The organism is Burkholderia sp. 9779_493 (assembly GCF_015712215.1).
In the GTDB taxonomy this organism is placed as follows: domain Bacteria; phylum Pseudomonadota; class Gammaproteobacteria; order Burkholderiales; family Burkholderiaceae; genus Burkholderia; species Burkholderia cenocepacia.
On record NZ_JACCQA010000026.1, the window covers coordinates 17591 to 34310 of the forward strand.

The 16720-nt window shown below is 69.3% G+C and carries 18 protein-coding genes; 10 read left to right on the forward strand and 8 right to left on the reverse strand.

Annotation, left to right across the window (positions count from 1 at the left end; genetic code table 11):
• Positions 1 to 102: 102 nt before the first annotated feature.
• A complete protein-coding gene (locus tag H0X95_RS24475; protein ID WP_006485851.1) occupies positions 103 to 1398 on the reverse strand; it encodes an aspartate carbamoyltransferase in 1296 nt (431 codons plus the stop codon).
• A 234-nt stretch (positions 1399 to 1632) separates the two neighbouring features.
• On the opposite strand from H0X95_RS24475, the gene H0X95_RS24480 reads away from it, so the two are divergent.
• A complete protein-coding gene (locus tag H0X95_RS24480; RefSeq protein WP_006485835.1) occupies positions 1633 to 1767 on the forward strand; it encodes an entericidin A/B family lipoprotein in 135 nt (44 codons plus the stop codon).
• 93 nt (positions 1768 to 1860) lie between these two features.
• On the opposite strand, the gene H0X95_RS24485 is transcribed toward H0X95_RS24480, so the two are convergent.
• From H0X95_RS24485 to H0X95_RS24495, 3 genes are all read right to left on the reverse strand, one after another.
• The gene (locus H0X95_RS24485; RefSeq protein ID WP_006485834.1) at positions 1861 to 2409 is read right to left on the reverse strand and encodes a hypothetical protein; all 549 of its coding nucleotides are present in this window, start codon (positions 2407 to 2409) and stop codon (positions 1861 to 1863) included.
• Positions 2410 to 2599: 190 nt separating this feature from the next.
• Positions 2600 to 3532: a DMT family transporter gene (locus H0X95_RS24490; protein WP_034202133.1), complete on the reverse strand. Its 933-nt coding sequence runs from the start codon at positions 3530 to 3532 to the stop codon at positions 2600 to 2602.
• Between the two features lie 178 nt (positions 3533 to 3710).
• On the reverse strand, positions 3711 to 4508 hold the full coding sequence (locus H0X95_RS24495) for an AraC family transcriptional regulator (protein WP_125331693.1): 798 nt from the start codon (positions 4506 to 4508) through the stop codon (positions 3711 to 3713).
• Positions 4509 to 4678: 170 nt separating this feature from the next.
• On the opposite strand from H0X95_RS24495, the gene H0X95_RS24500 reads away from it, so the two are divergent.
• Positions 4679 to 5512, forward strand: a complete 834-nt coding sequence (locus H0X95_RS24500) for a molybdenum cofactor biosynthesis F family protein (protein ID WP_059722077.1) — start codon at positions 4679 to 4681, stop codon at positions 5510 to 5512.
• Positions 5509 to 6318, forward strand: coding sequence for an SDR family oxidoreductase (locus H0X95_RS24505; RefSeq protein WP_059722030.1), 810 nt, complete (start codon positions 5509 to 5511; stop codon positions 6316 to 6318). The genes H0X95_RS24500 and H0X95_RS24505 overlap by 4 nt, the downstream gene beginning before the upstream one ends.
• A gap of 94 nt (positions 6319 to 6412) precedes the next feature.
• Here H0X95_RS24505 and H0X95_RS24510 read toward each other — a convergent pair whose 3' ends face one another.
• On the reverse strand, positions 6413 to 7090 hold the full coding sequence (locus H0X95_RS24510) for a dihydrodipicolinate reductase C-terminal domain-containing protein (RefSeq protein ID WP_006496184.1): 678 nt from the start codon (positions 7088 to 7090) through the stop codon (positions 6413 to 6415).
• Between the two features lie 350 nt (positions 7091 to 7440).
• Between H0X95_RS24510 and H0X95_RS24515 the strand changes: the two genes are divergently transcribed.
• The 4 genes from H0X95_RS24515 (at position 7441) to creD (ending at position 11903) form a co-directional block, all read left to right on the forward strand.
• Positions 7441 to 8154: an SDR family NAD(P)-dependent oxidoreductase gene (locus H0X95_RS24515; protein ID WP_058903288.1), complete on the forward strand. Its 714-nt coding sequence runs from the start codon at positions 7441 to 7443 to the stop codon at positions 8152 to 8154.
• Between the two features lie 70 nt (positions 8155 to 8224).
• Positions 8225 to 8938 (forward strand): two-component system response regulator CreB, encoded by a 714-nt coding sequence (creB, locus tag H0X95_RS24520; RefSeq protein WP_059722032.1) that lies wholly within the window; start codon positions 8225 to 8227, stop codon positions 8936 to 8938.
• 15 nt (positions 8939 to 8953) lie between these two features.
• Positions 8954 to 10405, forward strand: coding sequence for a two-component system sensor histidine kinase CreC (creC, locus tag H0X95_RS24525; RefSeq protein WP_058903286.1), 1452 nt, complete (start codon positions 8954 to 8956; stop codon positions 10403 to 10405).
• A gap of 103 nt (positions 10406 to 10508) precedes the next feature.
• A complete protein-coding gene (gene creD / locus H0X95_RS24530) occupies positions 10509 to 11903 on the forward strand; it encodes a cell envelope integrity protein CreD (protein WP_034202138.1) in 1395 nt (464 codons plus the stop codon).
• Between the two features lie 80 nt (positions 11904 to 11983).
• On the opposite strand, the gene H0X95_RS24535 is transcribed toward creD, so the two are convergent.
• A complete protein-coding gene (locus H0X95_RS24535; RefSeq protein ID WP_058903285.1) occupies positions 11984 to 12406 on the reverse strand; it encodes a RidA family protein in 423 nt (140 codons plus the stop codon).
• Positions 12407 to 12568: 162 nt separating this feature from the next.
• On the opposite strand from H0X95_RS24535, the gene H0X95_RS24540 reads away from it, so the two are divergent.
• Complete coding sequence (locus H0X95_RS24540; RefSeq protein ID WP_006492647.1) at positions 12569 to 12766, forward strand: oxidoreductase-like domain-containing protein; 198 nt, start codon at positions 12569 to 12571, stop codon at positions 12764 to 12766.
• A gap of 96 nt (positions 12767 to 12862) precedes the next feature.
• Here the strand turns inward: H0X95_RS24540 and H0X95_RS24545 are convergent, their stop codons facing one another.
• Complete coding sequence (locus tag H0X95_RS24545; protein ID WP_006496843.1) at positions 12863 to 14323, reverse strand: MFS transporter; 1461 nt, start codon at positions 14321 to 14323, stop codon at positions 12863 to 12865.
• Positions 14324 to 14469: 146 nt separating this feature from the next.
• Here H0X95_RS24545 and H0X95_RS24550 point away from each other — a divergent pair, with 146 nt between their 5' ends.
• Both H0X95_RS24550 and H0X95_RS24555 read left to right on the forward strand, forming a co-directional pair.
• Positions 14470 to 15342 (forward strand): LysR family transcriptional regulator, encoded by an 873-nt coding sequence (locus H0X95_RS24550; protein ID WP_034203325.1) that lies wholly within the window; start codon positions 14470 to 14472, stop codon positions 15340 to 15342.
• A 60-nt stretch (positions 15343 to 15402) separates the two neighbouring features.
• Positions 15403 to 15726, forward strand: coding sequence for a DUF7660 family protein (locus tag H0X95_RS24555; protein ID WP_006485664.1), 324 nt, complete (start codon positions 15403 to 15405; stop codon positions 15724 to 15726).
• Positions 15727 to 15756: 30 nt separating this feature from the next.
• On the opposite strand, the gene H0X95_RS24560 is transcribed toward H0X95_RS24555, so the two are convergent.
• Positions 15757 to 16659: a LysR family transcriptional regulator gene (locus tag H0X95_RS24560; RefSeq protein ID WP_006492639.1), complete on the reverse strand. Its 903-nt coding sequence runs from the start codon at positions 16657 to 16659 to the stop codon at positions 15757 to 15759.
• Positions 16660 to 16720: the final 61 nt, after the last annotated feature.

Genomic DNA, 16720 nt, shown 5'->3' on the forward strand with positions numbered 1-16720 from the left:
CGAAATGCAAAACGCGCCGTGCGTGGCGGCGCGTTTTGAATCGAACCATCAGGCTCGTTCCCTGACGCAACGGCGGCAGGGCGCGAGCGTTTCGCAGTGGCGTCAATCGATCCCGTGAAACACCGCGTCTTCCGGGCCGAGGTACGCCGGCGGACGCCACGTCGCGTCGCGCATCGAATGCTGGACGAGATTCTCGACACCGAGCAGCACCGCGAAGATCGCCATCCGCACCGGAATGCCGTTGTCGGTCTGCCGGAAGATCGCGAGACGCGGGTCGCGGTTCAGGTCGACCGACAGGTCGTTCGCGCCGGGCCGGCTGTCGCGCGGCAGCGGGTGCATGATCAGTGTGTCCGGCTTGCATACCGAGTCGACGAGCGCCTGATTGATCTGGAAATCCGGCGTGTAGCCTTCGAACGACTCGTCGGTGAAGCGCTCCTTCTGAATTCGCGTCGCGTAGACGACATCCGCGCCGCGCAGCCCGGCCGCGAGGTCGGTCGTCTGCTCGACCACATGGCCGTTCGTCGCGATCTGGTCGACGATGTACGCCGGCATCTCGAGCGTCGGCGGCGATACGAGCGTGAACTTCAGCCCGCGGTACAGCGCGAGCAGCTTGACGAGCGAGTGCACGGTGCGGCCGTACTTCAGGTCGCCGACCAGCGCGATGTGCGCGCCGTCGACGATCTTGCCGAGCCGCGAGAATTCGCGCTGGATCGTATAGAGGTCGAGCAGCGCCTGGCTCGGGTGCTCGCCGGGGCCGTCGCCGCCGTTGATCACCGGCAGGTTGGTCGCGCGCGCGAATTCGGCCACCGAGCCTTTTTCGGGATGGCGGATCACGAGCGCGTCGACGTAGCCGGCCATCACGCGGCTCGTGTCGTAGATCGATTCGCCCTTGGCCATCGACGAGAACGTGAAGCCCGTCGTGTCGCACACCGAGCCGCCGAGCCGGCAGAAGGCCGCGCCGAACGACACGCGTGTACGCGTGCTGGCCTCGAAGAACAGGTTGCCGAGCACGGCGCCTTCGAGCACGCGCGAAATCTTGTGGCGTCGCGCAATCGGCTGCATGACGTCGGCCACGCGGAACAGCGCCTCGACCGAATCCCGCGAGAACTGGTCGACCGAGATCAATTGCGGCTTGCCTTCGAACAGGAACTGCTTCGCGAGCCCTTGTTTGTCTACGCTTTGCGTATAGTTCTCGCCATCCGGCGCCGAGCGCTCGACGATCTCCGACACGAAGCGCTCGACGATCTCGGGCATCCCTCGCGATTCCTGCGAATCGTCGGGAAGTAGCCAGGTATCCAGCGCGCGCCGGCTGACGCCGATGCGATTCGCGAACGCCTCGCGGGTCATGTTGAGGCGGCGCATCGCGTCGCGGAGGAAGGCTTGCTGGGGAACGGTCATCGGCGGCTCCTGGGCGGAAAATATACGCGGTGCGTATATTAGTTCCTGGCGCAATGAAGTCAAGAAAAATCTGCGTGCAAGCGGGGTGTGGCGCGCATGACACTCGGCGGGGCCGTACTGGCGCGCGGCGTGCGTCTCCGTATAATCAGGTCAGGCCCCGTGTCCGGCAGCGTGCCGGGCGCCAGCCGCACACGATTCGCCCGATCGGGCATGTTGATTCGAAGGAGAATGAGAATGACGCGTACGATTGCTGCAATGCTGCTGGTGGTGACGGCGGCGCTCGCCGGGTGCAATACGGTCGCCGGCGTGGGCCAGGACATTTCGAAGGGCGGCCAGGCGATCAGCGATTCGGCTGAAAAGGCCAAGTAAGCCGACCGGTTCCGGCATGCAGAAGGCGCCGGCCTTCCCGCGGTTGCGGGGAGGCCGGCGCCTTTTTTTGCGCCCGAGTCGACGCCGGCGGCGTCAGGCGCGCTCGACGAATGCGTAGCGGCCGTCGACCTTGCGCGGCGTGAACCAGCCGTAGTCGGGGAACACCCGGTTGCGGACGAACCATACGTAGCCGACCAGCACGACCGTGATCGCAAGGCTCGGCAGCGCGGCCGACGGATCGCGCCCGAGATCGGCGACGGTCTTCGGTACCTGCAGCAGCGACAGCAGAATGAACGCGTGATACGCGCCGACACGATGGGTCGCAAAACCCCAGATGAACAGCAGCGACAGCGGCACGGTCAACGCGAGGAACACGGTGACCAGCACGCCGCCGGCGCCGGACGCGAAGAAGTAGTACGCGAGCATCAGGCTGATGACCAGCTGCGCGATGCCGAGCGCGATCAGGATCCGGATGTGCACCTTGTTCTTGCGGCAGCGTTCGGGGTCCGGGCGCGACGCGATCAGATGCGCGAGCACGCGATCCTTGAGCCCCTGTCCGGACAGCTCGGCCAGTGCGTCGGCCTTCCTCGTTCCCGCGGACAGCAGCACCGCGATTCTTGTTTTGGCTTCCTTCCTGTTCATTGCTTGGCCTGGCGGATTGTTGTTCGATGGTTGTCAAAGGGTCCGGCCACGCGAATATTGCATCTTGCGCAGTCGTGCGCAACGGTTTTGCGGGGCGCGGACACATTCCTACAGTCGTTGGCTGCATGGCCGGAAGGCGGTGCGACGGGAAGACGCCGCCATCGTTTTCGGCGGGACCAAGGAACGCGAGTCAATCGGTGGCGGTTCGCGCGGCGAGCGTGGCGGGTGATTCGACGGGCGGCTCGCGCCGCCGCGTCGCGCCGACGAGCATGCCGGCGACGACGAGCGCGATGCCCGCGACACGCGTGCCGGTCAGCGTTTCGCCGAACAACGCGACCGCGAACAGCACGGCCGAAACCGGCGCGACCGCCGTGAACAGGGCGGCCTCGGTGCCGCTCGTGCGCGCCGAGCCCGCATACCAGCACAGGTAGCCGAGCACGGTCGGAATCAACGCGTAGTAGACGATCGCCGACACGGCGCCGACGGTCCAGCCGCTCGCCACCGCGCGCCATTCGAACGCGGCCGGCACGAGTGCGAGCACGAAGCCGAGGCCCGACATCGCGGTGGAAAGCGCCAGCGGCGGCAACGGCGCGGCAAGCCGCCGGTTGAGCAGGATGAAGACCGCTTCGCAGGCGACGGCCGCCAGCACCAGCGAATCGCCGGCAAGCGTCTGGAGCGACGGCATCGCGTGGCCCGGCGCGAACGTGACGAACAGCACGCCGGCCGTGGCGAGCGCGGCGGCCAGCCAGTCGCGCGGCGTCTGCCGCTCGCGCAGCACGACGGCCGCGATCAGCGTCGACATGGCCGGCAGCGTGCCGAGCATCACGCCGGCATCGAGCGGCGACGACAGTTTCGTGCCGCTGATCAGCAGCACCGTATAGCCGACGCCGCCCGCCGCGGCCTGGATGACGAGCAGCACGGCGTCGCGTGCGGCAATGCGCGGCCAGCGCATGCGCTGCGCACGCATCAGCGCGAACAGCAGCGGCGTCGCGATCAGGAAACGCAGCGCGGTGGCCGCGAACGGCGGCAGGCCGCCGGCCGCGAGACGGCTCGCGATGACGGTGCTGCCGACGCCCGCCATCGCGGCGGCGAGATAGAGATAGCCGATCAGTCGTGTCTTCATGCGCCGCATCGTCGCGTACGGCGGTGGGGGGTGTCTTGAACGAAATTGCAGCGGGGCGGGCGTCGAATGTGGTGCGCCGTCGACATGCACCGACGCAAGAGGTCACGGCTGACGTCTAGGCGGCAACCGCCGTCGAATGCAATGCGCGCGGCGGCCCGCGGCCCGCGCACCGACAGCGCTATTGACCCGCCTGCGTGAACCGCCCCGGCGTGATCCCGAACTGGCGCGCGAACGCGCGCGTCAGGTGGCTCTGATCGGCGAAGCCGGCCTCGGCCGCAGCCTCGGCGATCGGCAGGCCGCCGGCCAGCAACGCGCGCGCCAGCCGCGTGCGCGACTGAACCAGATAGGCGTGCGGCGTGATGCCGAGCTCGCGCGCAAAGCCGCGCAGCAACTGGAAGCGGCTCACGCCGCTCAGGTCCGCCAGCTCGGCGAGCGATACGGGTACGGCCGGCGCTGCGTCGAGCCGCTCCCGGGCGACGCGGACCGCCGGCGCGACACCGGCCGCCGGCAGCGTGCGGCTGGCGTGCCGGGCGAGCAACCCTGCGACGAGCATCACGAGCGCTTCGTCGCGAGCCAGCGGCTGGGTTTCGCCTGCGACGATGCGTGCATGCAGCCGGCCGACGGCGGCCGCGAGCCGCGCGTCGCGCACGGCCGGGTGCGCAAGCTCGACGCCGCCGAGGCCTTCTTCCGCCGCGACGCCCGCGACCAGCGCCGGCGCGAGGTACAGCATCCGCCAGCGACGGCCGGTGCCGGCCTCGAGCGGCGAGCCGTCGTGCATTTCGCCCGGGTTGACCATGATCGCGTCGCCGGCCAGCGCGTCGACTTGCCCGCGGCCGCTCCACGACCGGTGCGCACCGCTGACGATCACGCCGACCCCGAATTCGTCGTGCGCGTGGCGCGGAAACGCGCGATCGGATTCGAGGCTGATCGCCTCGATGCCTTCGCCGGTGCGTCGGTAGTGGGTGACACGGTGCATGTGCGCTCCTCGCGCCGGTCGCGGCGCGGATCACGTGCACTTTAGCGCGTTCCGGCGCCGTGCGCCCTTCATCCTTTTGGCGGATACCGCGCGGCGCGCGCAGCCCGCACCATGTGCACATCGGCAGCGTACACGGCCCGCCGGGCCTGAAGCTGCGCGGGAGACGGCAGGTGGAACGACAGGATCCGGTATTCATTCAGGTGGGCGCGCTCGCGGACGGCTTCGCGCCGGAGGCGAACACCCTCGCGCCCGTCGACGCGCTCGTCGGGCGGACGCTGGCGCTCGAAGACGCATCGGGCGTATGGCGCGTCGATACGTTCGAGCCGGGCGCGTTGCAGTGGCGCGATGCGGCGACCGATACGGGCGGCCGCGCGCCGTGCCGCGTGACGCGGCTGCGCGACGGTCTGTACTTCGTCGACTACATCGATACCACTGCCCGCGCGACGTCGGTCAGCCTCGTGATCGATCTCGACAACGGCGTGTGGACGTCGGTCGTCGGTACGCTGCCGACGGAGGCCGACACGCGCATCGATGCGTTCACGCGCGTCGCGCGCGGGCTGCCGCTGACGGCCGTCGACGCGCAATTCCGGCACGGCACGCTTGGCGGCCACGCCCGGCCGGGGCCGCTGCATGCGCCCACGCGCGAGCTGATCGGCAAGCGGACGATGTACCGCTACAGCCCGACCGAATGCTACGAGCACATCTACCTGAACGAGAACTTCTACGCGTGGCAGTGCCTGCAGGGCGTGGAAGGTGGGCTGGCCGACGTCGACCGCTGTCATTACTTCAAGATGGCCGATGAGCTGTATCTGTTCGTGTGGCGCGAAAAGGTGGTGCCGACGCTCGGCGTCGTGCTGATCGACCTCGCGCAGCGCAAGACCGACGGCAAGATCTTCGGCTACCAGGGCGGCGATTTCGGCACGCTGTCGAATTTCCAGATCGGCGCTTATGCGCAGGTGCTGAACGAAACCGTGCATCCGCTCGGCGGCGAGGCGCAACGATGACTGCCGTGCTGGGCAGCGGCCGCCTGCGTGCGGATTTCGGCGGACGCGTCGTGCTCGTCACGGGTGCTGCGCAAGGGATCGGCGCGGCGATCGCGCGCCGTTTCGCGGAATCCGACGCATTCGTCGCGGTGGCCGACCTGAACGGCGAAGCAGCCGCCGCGCAGGCCGAGGCGCTGGTCAGCGCGGGCGGCGAGGCACGCGCGTATCAGGTCGACGCCGCGAGCCGGGACGAACTGGATGCGCTCGTGGCGGCAGTCGAGCACGACGGCGGCCGGCTCGATGTCGTCGTCCACAATGCCGCGTATTTTCCGCTGACGCCGTTCGAGCAGATCGACGCGCCGACGCTCGACCGGACGCTGTCGGTCAACCTGTCGGCACTGTTCTGGCTCGCGCAGGCTGCGTTGCCGGCATTCGAGCGCGCGGGGGCCGGGCGGCTGCTCGTCACGTCGTCGGTGACCGGGCCGCGCGTCGTCTATCCGGGGCTCGCGCATTACGCGGCGTCGAAGGCCGGCGTGAACGGCTTCATTCGCGCAGCGGCGCTGGAACTGGCGCGCCGCCACGTGACGGTCAACGGCGTCGAGCCGGGGATGATCCGCACGCCGGCGGCCGGCAATCTCGGCGACGCATCGGTCGCGGCGCAGATCGCACGCGACATTCCGCTGGCACGAATGGGCGAGCCGGAGGACATCGCGAACGCGATGCTGTTTCTCGCGTCGGCCGACGCGGCGTACATCACCGGGCAGACGATCGTCGTCGACGGCGGAGCGACGTTGCCGGAAAGCGGGGCGGTGCTGGCGGACGGGTAGCGGTAAGCCCGCGAGGGGGGGAAGCGTCGAGGCCGTGTCGGCGTAGGCGTGCGACCCACGCCATGGAGGGCCGCGCTATACGCGCCCGCCGCGACTACAGCCAGCCGTTGCGGATGAACTCGACGATCGAATAGCGACGATGCTCGAGATCGTGCCGGCGGACGGCCTCGACGATGCGCGATACGCCATCCGCATAGGGCGTATCGCCGGACACGCGCGATTCGAACTGCAGGCTGCATGCGCCGTCGTCGATGCGTATCCGGTGAAGCGCATGGCGGCCGAGCTGATCGTCGCGGATGCCGAATTCGCCGCGCTGCACGGCCGGGTCGCGTACGGAGCGAATGTCTGCCGGCCGCACGCCGAGCGACTCGGCGATGCCGACGGCCGTGCCGGGGACGGACGTCTTGCCGGCCTGATGCGACTCGGTCACGCTGATGTCGCAGTCGCGGAACAGGTGGCCGCTGGTTTCCAGCATGCTCATGAACTTGAGCATCAGGATGTTCGTGTTCGGACACAGCACGACCGGAAAGCCGTATGTCCCGGTTTCGAGGTCGGAGCCGGTCGACAACTCGACGAGCGGCGATGCGGTGGCCTGGCAGAACGCGATCGCCGCGGCGAGTTCGCGGCCGGAACCGGCATGGACGACGATCGACCGGGCGTCGGTTCGCGTGGCGTCCGACCACGGCATCACGCGACAGGTGGCCGGGTCGAGCCGGTGCGAGCCGAGCAACTCGTTGGCGAGCTTGCCGGTTCCGATGACGAGTACTTGCATGGGATGGACGGGTTGAGGTTCGGGATGCGTGTCCGCAGTGGCGCAGGCCGTCGGGCGGGCCACGCTGGTCCGACTGTCGTGCCGCGCGCCACGCCTGGCGGGCATCGCGCATTATGCCCGGCCGTGCGACCGCGCGCTCGTCGAGCCGCGCCCGCGACGTCGCGGCGCCCCGCGCCGCATGGATCGCGATCCATCTCGCGATGCCGCCAACCGCGCTTGGCGCCCGATAACCACGGCGAAACGACAGCGGAACTGCGCTGCCGCACCGTCATCCCGTTCGCACGAACGCGTGAACGGCGCTACGCTGTCGGCATTTCATCTCATCACCCTCGATCCAGGAGAACACATCGATGGAACACGACCTGAACGGCAAGGCAGTCGCGATCACCGGCGGCTTCGGTCATCTGGGCGTCGCGACGGCCGCGTGGCTCGGCGCGCGCGGCGCGCGCGTCGCGCTGATCGGCCGCGGCGCGGCCCCGGCGACGCAGGCGCTGCCCGGCGTGCCGGCCGATGCGCTGCGCATCGGCGGCATCGATCTCGTCGACCCGCAGGCCGCCACGCAGGCGCTCGAAACGGTCAACCGCGAATTCGGCCGGGTCGACGCGCTCTTGAACATCGCCGGCGCATTCGTGTGGCAGACGATCGCCGACGGCGATGCCGCCACGTGGGATCGCATGTACGAGCTGAACGTGAAGACGGCGCTGAACGCGTCGAAGGCCGCGCTGCCGTACCTGATCGCGAGCCAGGCCGGCCGCATCGTCAACATCGGCGCGGGCGCGGCGTTCAAGGCCGGCGCGGGGATGGGCGCGTATGCGGCCGCGAAGGCCGGCGTCGCGCGGCTCACCGAGGCGTTGGCGGCCGAGTTGCTCGATCGCGGCGTGACCGTGAACGCGCTGTTGCCGAGCATCATCGACACGCCGCCGAACCGCAAGGACATGCCCGACGCCGACTTCTCGCGCTGGGTCCGGCCCGAACAGCTCGCGGCGACGATCGGCTTCCTGCTGTCGGCCGACGCGCAGGCGATCACCGGTGCGTCGATTCCGGTGAGCGGCCGCGTGGCGTAGTGCGCCGAGGGCGGGCTCGTCGGGTCCGGGCGTGCGTACAATGTCGCACCGGATTGCGCGCCCCGAACCCATGACTCAGCCCACCATCCTGATCGTCGAAGACGAACAGGCGATCGCGGATACGATCGTCTACGCCCTCGGCACCGACGGCATGCAGACCGTCCACTGCACGCTCGGGCAGACGGCGCTCGACCGCCTGCGCGGCACGCGTGTCGATCTCGTGGTGCTCGACGTCGGCCTGCCGGACCTCAACGGCTTCGAGGTATGCCGGCGGCTGCGCACGTTCACCGATGTTCCGGTGATCTTCCTGACCGCGCGGCACGACGAGATCGACCGGATCGTCGGGCTCGAGATCGGCGCTGACGACTACGTCGTCAAGCCGTTTTCGCCGCGCGAGCTGGCGGCGCGGGTGCGCGTGATCCTGCGCCGCTTCCACCGGACGGCCGCGCCGGAACCGACACCCGCAACCGCGCCGGCCGATGCGCCGGCACCGGTCGCGTCCGGCTTCACGCTCGACACCGACGGCGCGCGCGTGTCGTGGCTCGGCCACGCGCTGGACCTCACGCGCTACGAATTCGGGCTGCTGGCGCTGCTGGTCCGGCATCCGGGGCGCATCTACTCGCGCGAACAGTTGATGGATCTCGTCTGGCACGAGGCACTCGATTCGGCCGACCGCACGGTTGACACGCACATCAAGACGCTGCGCGCCAAGCTGCGCGCGATCGATCCCGAGCGCGACCCGATCCGCACGCATCGCGGGATGGGTTATTCGCTGCAACCGTAACGACCGGCACCACCCATGCATATCGGCCTGCGCATCTTCTTCGGTTTTTTCCTGATCGTCGGTCTGGCCGCGCTGATCACGCTGCGCGTGTTCGTGCAGGAGGTGAAGCCCGGCGTGCGCGAAGCGATGGAGGACACGCTCGTCGACACCGCGCAGGTGCTGGCGACGCTGGCCGCCGACGACATGGCGAACGGCCATATCGCCGACGGCACCTTCGCGCGGCAACTCGGGAAACTGCACGAGCGGCCGGTCAGCGCGAACGTGTGGGGCATCCAGAAGAACGCGATCGGCTACCGCCTCTACATCACCGACGCGCACGGCATCGTCCGCTACGACTCGTCCGGCAGCGCGGTCGGGCAGGATTATTCGCGCTGGAACGACGTGTACCGGACGCTGCGCGGCGAATACGGCGCGCGCAGCACGCGCAGCGATCCGAACGACGACAGCAGTACCGTGATGCACGTCGCCGCGCCGATCCGGCGCGGCGACGAGATCATCGGCGTGCTGACGATCGCGAAACCGAACCAGACGGTCGCGCCGTTCATCGCGCGCAGCCAGCGCAAGATCATGCTGTACGGCGCGTTGCTGATGGGCGGCGCGATCCTGATCGGCGCCGCGTGCACGTGGTGGCTGGTGCTCGGGCTGCGGCGCCTGCAGCGCTATGCGCGCGCGATCGCGGCCGGCGAGCGCGCGTCGATGCCGCTGCAGGGCGCGAACGAGCTGGCCGAGCTCGGGCGCGCGGTGGAAAGCATGCATCAGCGGCTGGAGGACCGGCAGTACGTCGAAACCTACATCCACACGCTCACGCACGAGATGAAGAGCCCGCTGGCCGCGATCAGCGGCGCGGCCGAGCTGTTGCAGGAAGACATGCCGGTCGCGAACCGCCGGCGCTTCACCGAGAACATCCGCCGCCAGGCCGGCCGCCTCGAACAGATGATCCGCAAGCTGCTCGCGCTGGCCGAGGTCGAGCAGAAGCAGCGCCTGTCGGTGCACGAGCCGGTCGCGCTGCGGCCGGTGCTCGAACAGCTCGTCGACGATATCGAGCCGCGCGCGCGGCAGCGCGGCGTGAGCCTGCGGATCGATGCGAACGACGCGGCCGAGCCGGCGGTCGTCGACGGCGATCCGTTCCTGCTGCGGCAGGCGCTCGGCAACCTGCTCGACAACGCGCTGGATTTCGCGCCGCGGGGCAGCACGATCCGGATCGCGCTCGAACGGCAGCCGGCGGGCAGGGCGCACGTCGCGGTCGTGCGCGTCGCCGACGACGGCCCCGGCGTGCCCGACTATGCGCTCTCGCGCGTGTTCGAACGCTTCTATTCGCTGCCGCGCCCCGACGGGCAGGATCGCAGCACGGGCCTCGGGCTGTGTTTCGTCCGCGAAGTCGCGATGCTGCACCGCGGCCAGGTCGCGCTCGCGAACCGCGCGGAAGGCGGCGCGTGCGCGACGCTCACGCTGCCGTCGGCGGGCTGACCGCGCTTCACGCCCACCACACATTCGCTTCACGCCGGCTTCAATCGCCCTTCACCGGGGCCGCTCATGCTGACCGTACCTTCCACTCCGGTACCTCCCAGCAATGAATCGAGTCCTGTTGTTCAAGTCCATGATCACCGCGTTGCTCGCGCTGGCGATCCTGATCCCGCTGCAGATGGTCCAGAGCATCGTGCGGGAACGCGCCGACTATCGGCAGAGCGCGCTGCAGAGCATCTGGGCGAGCTATGCGGGGCCGCAGACGGTGACGGGGCCGGTGCTCGTCGTCCATTACACGGAAGTCACGCGCGCGAGCGACGACGTGCGGGCCGGCGGCAAGGCGAAAACCGTCCTGAAAAGCGAGGCGAAACGGCTGCTCGTGTTCCCGAAGACGCTGAACGTCGACGGCACGCTGTCGGTCAGCACGCGCTATCGCGGCATCCACAAGGCGCTCGTGTACGGGCTCGACAGCCGGATGACGGGCACGCTGCCGCTGCCGGACCTGAAGAAGCTGCCGCAGGCCGACGGCCACGTGAGCTTCAAGATCGACAGCGCGGTCGTCGCGCTCGGCATCGGCGACCTGCGCGGGCTGAAGGCGCAGCCCGACCTGCGCATCGGCGGCAAGCGGATCGACGTTGAGCAGGGCACGCGGCTCGAGAGCCTGCGCCAGGGCGTGCATGCGAACGTCGATCTCGCGGCGCTGGCGGAGGCAAACGCCGGGGCGACGGTCGTGCCGTTCAGCATCGGCCTGCCGCTGGCCGGCGCGGAATCGGTCGCGTTCGCGCCGGTGGGCGACCAGAACGACTTCTCGCTGAAATCGACGTGGCCGCATCCGAGCTTCGGCGGCGAGTTCCTGCCGGCCGAGCGCACGATCGACGCGCGCGGCTTCGTCAGCAACTGGCACGTGACGTCGTTCAACACGAAGGCGCGCGAGCAGGTGGCGTCCGGCAACGGCAACGGCGACGGCGGGATCGAGATGGCGTCGGTGTCGGTGATCGAACCCGTGAACGTCTATCTGCAGGCCGAGCGCGCGACGAAATACGGTGCGCTGTTCGTGATGCTGACGTTCGCGAGCTTCTTCATGTACGAGCTCGTGAAGCGGCTGCGCATTCACCCGATCCAGTACACGCTGGTCGGCCTGTCGCTCGCGCTGTTCTTCCTGCTGCTGCTGAGCCTGTCCGAACACATTGCGTTCGGCTATGCGTATCTCGCGGCGAGCGGCGCCTGCATCGGGCTGCTCGGCTTCTACCTGTCGTTCGTGCTGCACAGCGTGAAGCGCGGCGCGACGTTCACCGCGCTGCTCGCGATGCTGTACGCGGCGCTCTACGGGCTGCTGCTGTCGGAGGACAATGCGCTGATGCTCGGCTCGCTGCTGCTGTTCGCGATTCTCGCCGGCATCATGACGCTCACGCGCCGCGTCGACTGGTATTCGCTCGGCGCGGCGTGGCAGCCGCTGGCCGACAAGCCGACGGCCATGAAGCCGGGCGCGCCGGCGAAGTAAGCCGGCGGGCTGCAGGCGAGTGCGCGCGCCGGCCGGGAATGCCGCGACCGGCGCGCGCTTTCATGCGAGCCCGATGCGTTTCACGCAGCCGTCTCGGGACGACGGAACCGCGCCCGCGGAATCTCGGCGATGGCCGCGATCTCGATCAGCAGGTCGGGATGGTAGAGACGCTCGACCTGGACGGTCGTCGTCACGGGATAGGGGGCGGCGAAGTACGTGTTGCGGATGTCGCCGGCCTGCATGAATGCGTCGATGTCGGTCGCGTAATGGACGAGCGAGATCACGTCGCGCATCTGCCCGCCCAGTGCGGCCAGTACGTCGCGGAGATTGCCGAGTGTCTGGCGAACCTGCGCGCGCATGTCGCCGGCGCCGACTACCTGCCCGTCGCGGTCGAGCGCGACTTGCCCCTTCAGATGCACGATCCGGCCGTCGCCCTGGATCATGGCCATCGAGAACGCGCCGAACGGCGCCCAGACTTCCGGGGGATTCACGGCTTCGGCCATCGCGCAGCTCCTATGGAACGGAAACAGGACGAACGCAGCGGCATGCGGCGTCCGACGATCGCACCATGATGGACGCGTTCATCGTCGATCCGGCCGCCCTGCCGAAAGCGGCGGCGGCCCGGATCGCCCTATACTGACCACTCCACCTTACCGGACCACGCCGTGCCGAACCAAGTTTCCGGAGATCCGTCCGTCGACGATCCCCGTCCGACCCCGCCTGTCCAACCCGAACTGGAAGACTGCTGCAACAGCGGCTGCTCGCCGTGCGTCTTCGACCTGTACGACGAAGCGCTCGCGCGCTATCGCGTCGAGCTGGCCGAATGGGAGGCGCGGCAGGCGCAGCGCGAGCCTCACCGATGAACCGGAGGCCGACGAGCCGTCACGCCGCGCCGCGCATGCGCCGTGTCCGTGTCACGCACCTCCACTGACGGTGCGGATTCCGTCGCGTGTCGCGCGTCACGCATCCGCATGCAGCCGCCGATGCAGCGGGCCGAGCGCCATCGACAGCGCGATGCAGGCCAGCAACACGACCGTCAGCGTGAACATCGACGCCCTGAATCCCTGCACGTAATCGAGCGCGGCCGGATGCACGCCGAGCCGCGCGAAGAACACGCCGCCGATCGTCGCGGCGCCGACGGCCGCGCCGATCTGCAGCATCGCGCTGACCATCCCCGACGCGACCCCCGCGCGGGCCGCATCGACTTCCGCGAGCACGATCCGCACGACCGACGGCAGCACGAGCCCTTGCCCGACGCCGATCGCCGCGATGCCCGCGTAGAAGCCGGGGCCCGGCGCGCCGTCGCGGGCGAGCGCGGCGGCGATCGCGACGCCCGCCGCGAGCATCGCGAAGCCGAGCGTGAGCACGCGATAGCCTCCGAACCGGGCGACGAGGCGCGGCATCAGCAGCGGGCTCGCGAGGAAGCCGAGCCCGAGCGGCAGGATCGCGAACCCGGACGCGAGCGGCGACCAGTTCAGGCAGCCCTGCAGATAGATCCCGTAGCTCAGGAAGAACGCGCTCAGCGTGTAGAACAGGAACGCGAGCAGCAGCCCGAGCGCGACGACCGGGTTGCGGAACAGGCGCACGTCGAGCAGCGGATCGTGGCCGCGCGCGAGCCGGCGCGCTTCCACTGCCAGCAACGCGCCGAGCATCGGCAGCGCGCCGACCCCGCACGCGATCATCCATAGCGGCCAGCCGGCTTCGCGACCGTGCGTGAGCGGGTACACGAGCATCAGCAGGAACAGCGACATCAGCACCGTGCCCGGCACGTCGATGCGCTGGCCGCGCGGCGGGCGGTTTTCCGGGATGAAGCGCCAGCTGCCGAGCAGCGCCAGGATGCCGATCGGCAGATTGACGAGGAAGATCGCGCGCCAGCCGAGCCCGAACGGATGCAGGCTGATCAGCGCGCCGCCGCCGAGTTGGCCGATCACGGCCGCGAGGCCGAACGCGAACCCGTAGAAGCCCATCACGCGCACTTGCTCCTGCGGGCTGAACACGCTGCGGATCGTCGCGAGCACCTGCGGCGCGAGGATCGCGGCGAACAGGCCCTGCAGCACGCGGCCGCCGACCAGCACCGTGCCGTTGCCGGCGAGCCCGCACAGCGTCGACGCGAGCACGAAGCCGGCCATGCCGATCATGAACATGCGCTTGCGTCCGTACAGGTCGCCGAGACGCCCGCCGGTGATCTGGACGACCGCGTTCGCGCACGCATAGGCCGACACGACGAGCTGCAGCTCGGTCTGGCGCGCGCCGATGCCGTCGCGAATGGCCGGCAGCGCGAGGTTCACGATGAAGTAGTCGAGCGGCGGCAGAATGGCGCCGACCAGCAGCACCACGAGCGCCCAGCCGCGGTGGCTGCGCGGCGTCGCCGCGGCAGCCGCGCCGGCCGGCGCGCAGGGAGCGAGGGTGTTGTTCGTCATGAAAGCAGGATCCAAAAAAATGAGGGCCCGATAGTCGATCGACGGATGTAGGCCGTTGCCCCCGTATTCTGGGGATCGCTCATGTTTCGGAAAAGCGGGAAAGAGTGGTAGCATCCATCGGGTTAATCGATGGATAAGGAATGACGATGCGCGGTTTCGATCTGGACCAGTTGCGCACGTTCGCGGCGGTCGCGGACGCCGGCAGCCTGACGGCCGCCGCGCCGCTGCTGCACCTGTCGCAATCGACGGTCAGTGAGCAGGTGCGCAAGCTCGAATCGCGCGCCGGCGTGCCGCTGTTCGTGCGCAGCAAGCGCGGCGTCGAACCGACGCCCGCCGGCTCGCGGCTGCTGCAGCACGCGCGGCGCATCGTCGCGCTGAACGAGGCCGCGTTCGACGAGCTGCGCGGACAGGCGATCAAGGGCGAGCTGCGCGTCGCGATCACCGACTATTACCGGACGAATGAAGTGGCCGGCATGCTGGCGCGGCTGCGCGAGTGCTATCCGCAACTGAGCCTGCACGTGAGCGCGATGAAGAGCGTGGAGATCGAGGCGGCGCACGCACGCGGGCAGATCGATCTCGGCGTCGTGATGAACATGTCGAGCGGGCCGTTCCGGCCGGCGTCGGCCGACACGCGCTGGGTGCTGCGGCGCGAACCGCTGTCGTGGGTCGCGTCGCCCAAGCTCGCCGAGCAGTTGCCGGAGCCGCTGCCGCTGGTGTTGCTGCCGGACGACTGCATGATGCATCAGGTCGCGGTGCGCTCGCTCGACGAGCAGCACACGCCGTACGTGCTCGTGCATAGCGCGTCGGGCGTCGCCGGGTTGCAGTCGATGCTCGCGGCGGGGCTCGGGGTCGGTTGCCTGTGCGCGTCGGCGATCGGCGACGGCCTGATGCGGCTCGGCACGAAATACCGGCTGCCGCCGCTGCCCGACGCGGTGTTTTCGCTGACGCCGCCGCTGCCGGGCGAACGCGAGACCGTCACCCAGGCGCGCGAGGTGCTGTCGCGTCAACTGCTGATGTAAAACCATGCCGCGCGACACGCGGCGGCGCGTCGCCGAGCGGCGCGCCAGGGGGCCACAGGCATGAACGACGACGAACTGAAGAACCAGATGGCCGCGAAGCTGCAGCACGCGCTGGAGCGCGTGGTCGACGAGCGTACGCTGATCCACTTCCTGCGCGTGCTCGGCCATGACTGGCACACGGAGCGGCAACTCGAGGCCGACGCGCCGCTGTCGCCGTACGCCCGCGCGGCGCTCGGCTGGGAAAACCGGTCGATCGGCGAGTACCTGGAAGCGATGATCGACTGGGCGGAGGCGTCGGAAGAAGGGCTGCGTTTCTACGATGTGCCCGACAACCCGTGGCGGCGCATCGCGGACATCCTGTTCGCCGGCAAAATCTACGAATAGCGCGGCCCGCGGATTCACGCACGCCGCTTTCTACTCGGCGCCTTCGCCGTCCGCATACGCACGCAGCCCGTTGGCCAGCGCATCGAACACGGCCCGGCAGCGCGGGCTCGCCCGCAAGTCCTCATGCATCACGACCCAGGTTTCCAGCCGAATCGCGGGCCCGTTCGGCAGCACGCGCACGAGCCGCGCGTCGCGTTTCGCGAGCGCCGTCTGGCAGAAGCCGATCCCGTAGCCGGCGCGGATCATCGCGAGTTGCGCGAGGTTGCTGTCGGTGCGCAGCGCGAACGCGTCGCGTTTCCACAGCGGCATGCCGCGCCCCGCCGAGCGGATGAACGGCGTGACCGTATCGAAGCCGATCAGCGCGTGATGCGCGAGCGCGTCGGTTGTCGCCGGCGCGCCGTGGTGCGCCAGGTAATCGTCGCGCGCATACAGCCCGACCTCGATTGCGCCGACGCGCCGCGCGACGAGCGCGTCCTGCGCAGGCGGCGCCATCCGGACCGCGATGTCGGCCTCGCGCTTGAGCACGTCCTGGACGCGGTCGGTCGGCACCAGTTCGATCACGAGCCCCGGATGGTCGCGCCGCAATTGCGCGAGCATCGGCGGCAGCACCTCGACGGCGATCACGTCGCTGGCCGAGATCCGCACGATGCCGCGCACGCCGGCGCCGTGGCTGGCCGCCGCGCGCTCGAACGCGGCCGCCGCGCTGCGCAACGCCTCCGCATGGCCGCGCAGCGCGAGCGCGGCTTCGGTCGGCAGCAGGCCCGACGGCGAGCGCGTGAACAGCGTCTGGCCGAATGCGGCCTCGAGCGCCGCGACATGGCGGCCGGCCGTCGGCTGGGTGATGCCGAGGGCCCGTGCTGCGCCGGACAGCGAGCCTTCCGTCAGCACCGCGAGGAAGGTACGGTAGCGTTCCCAGTTCAGATCGGTGGTCATACATAAATGTATAGCTGATCTGCTGGGTTCAGCAATTCCTTGATGGTGATCGGCGCGCCAG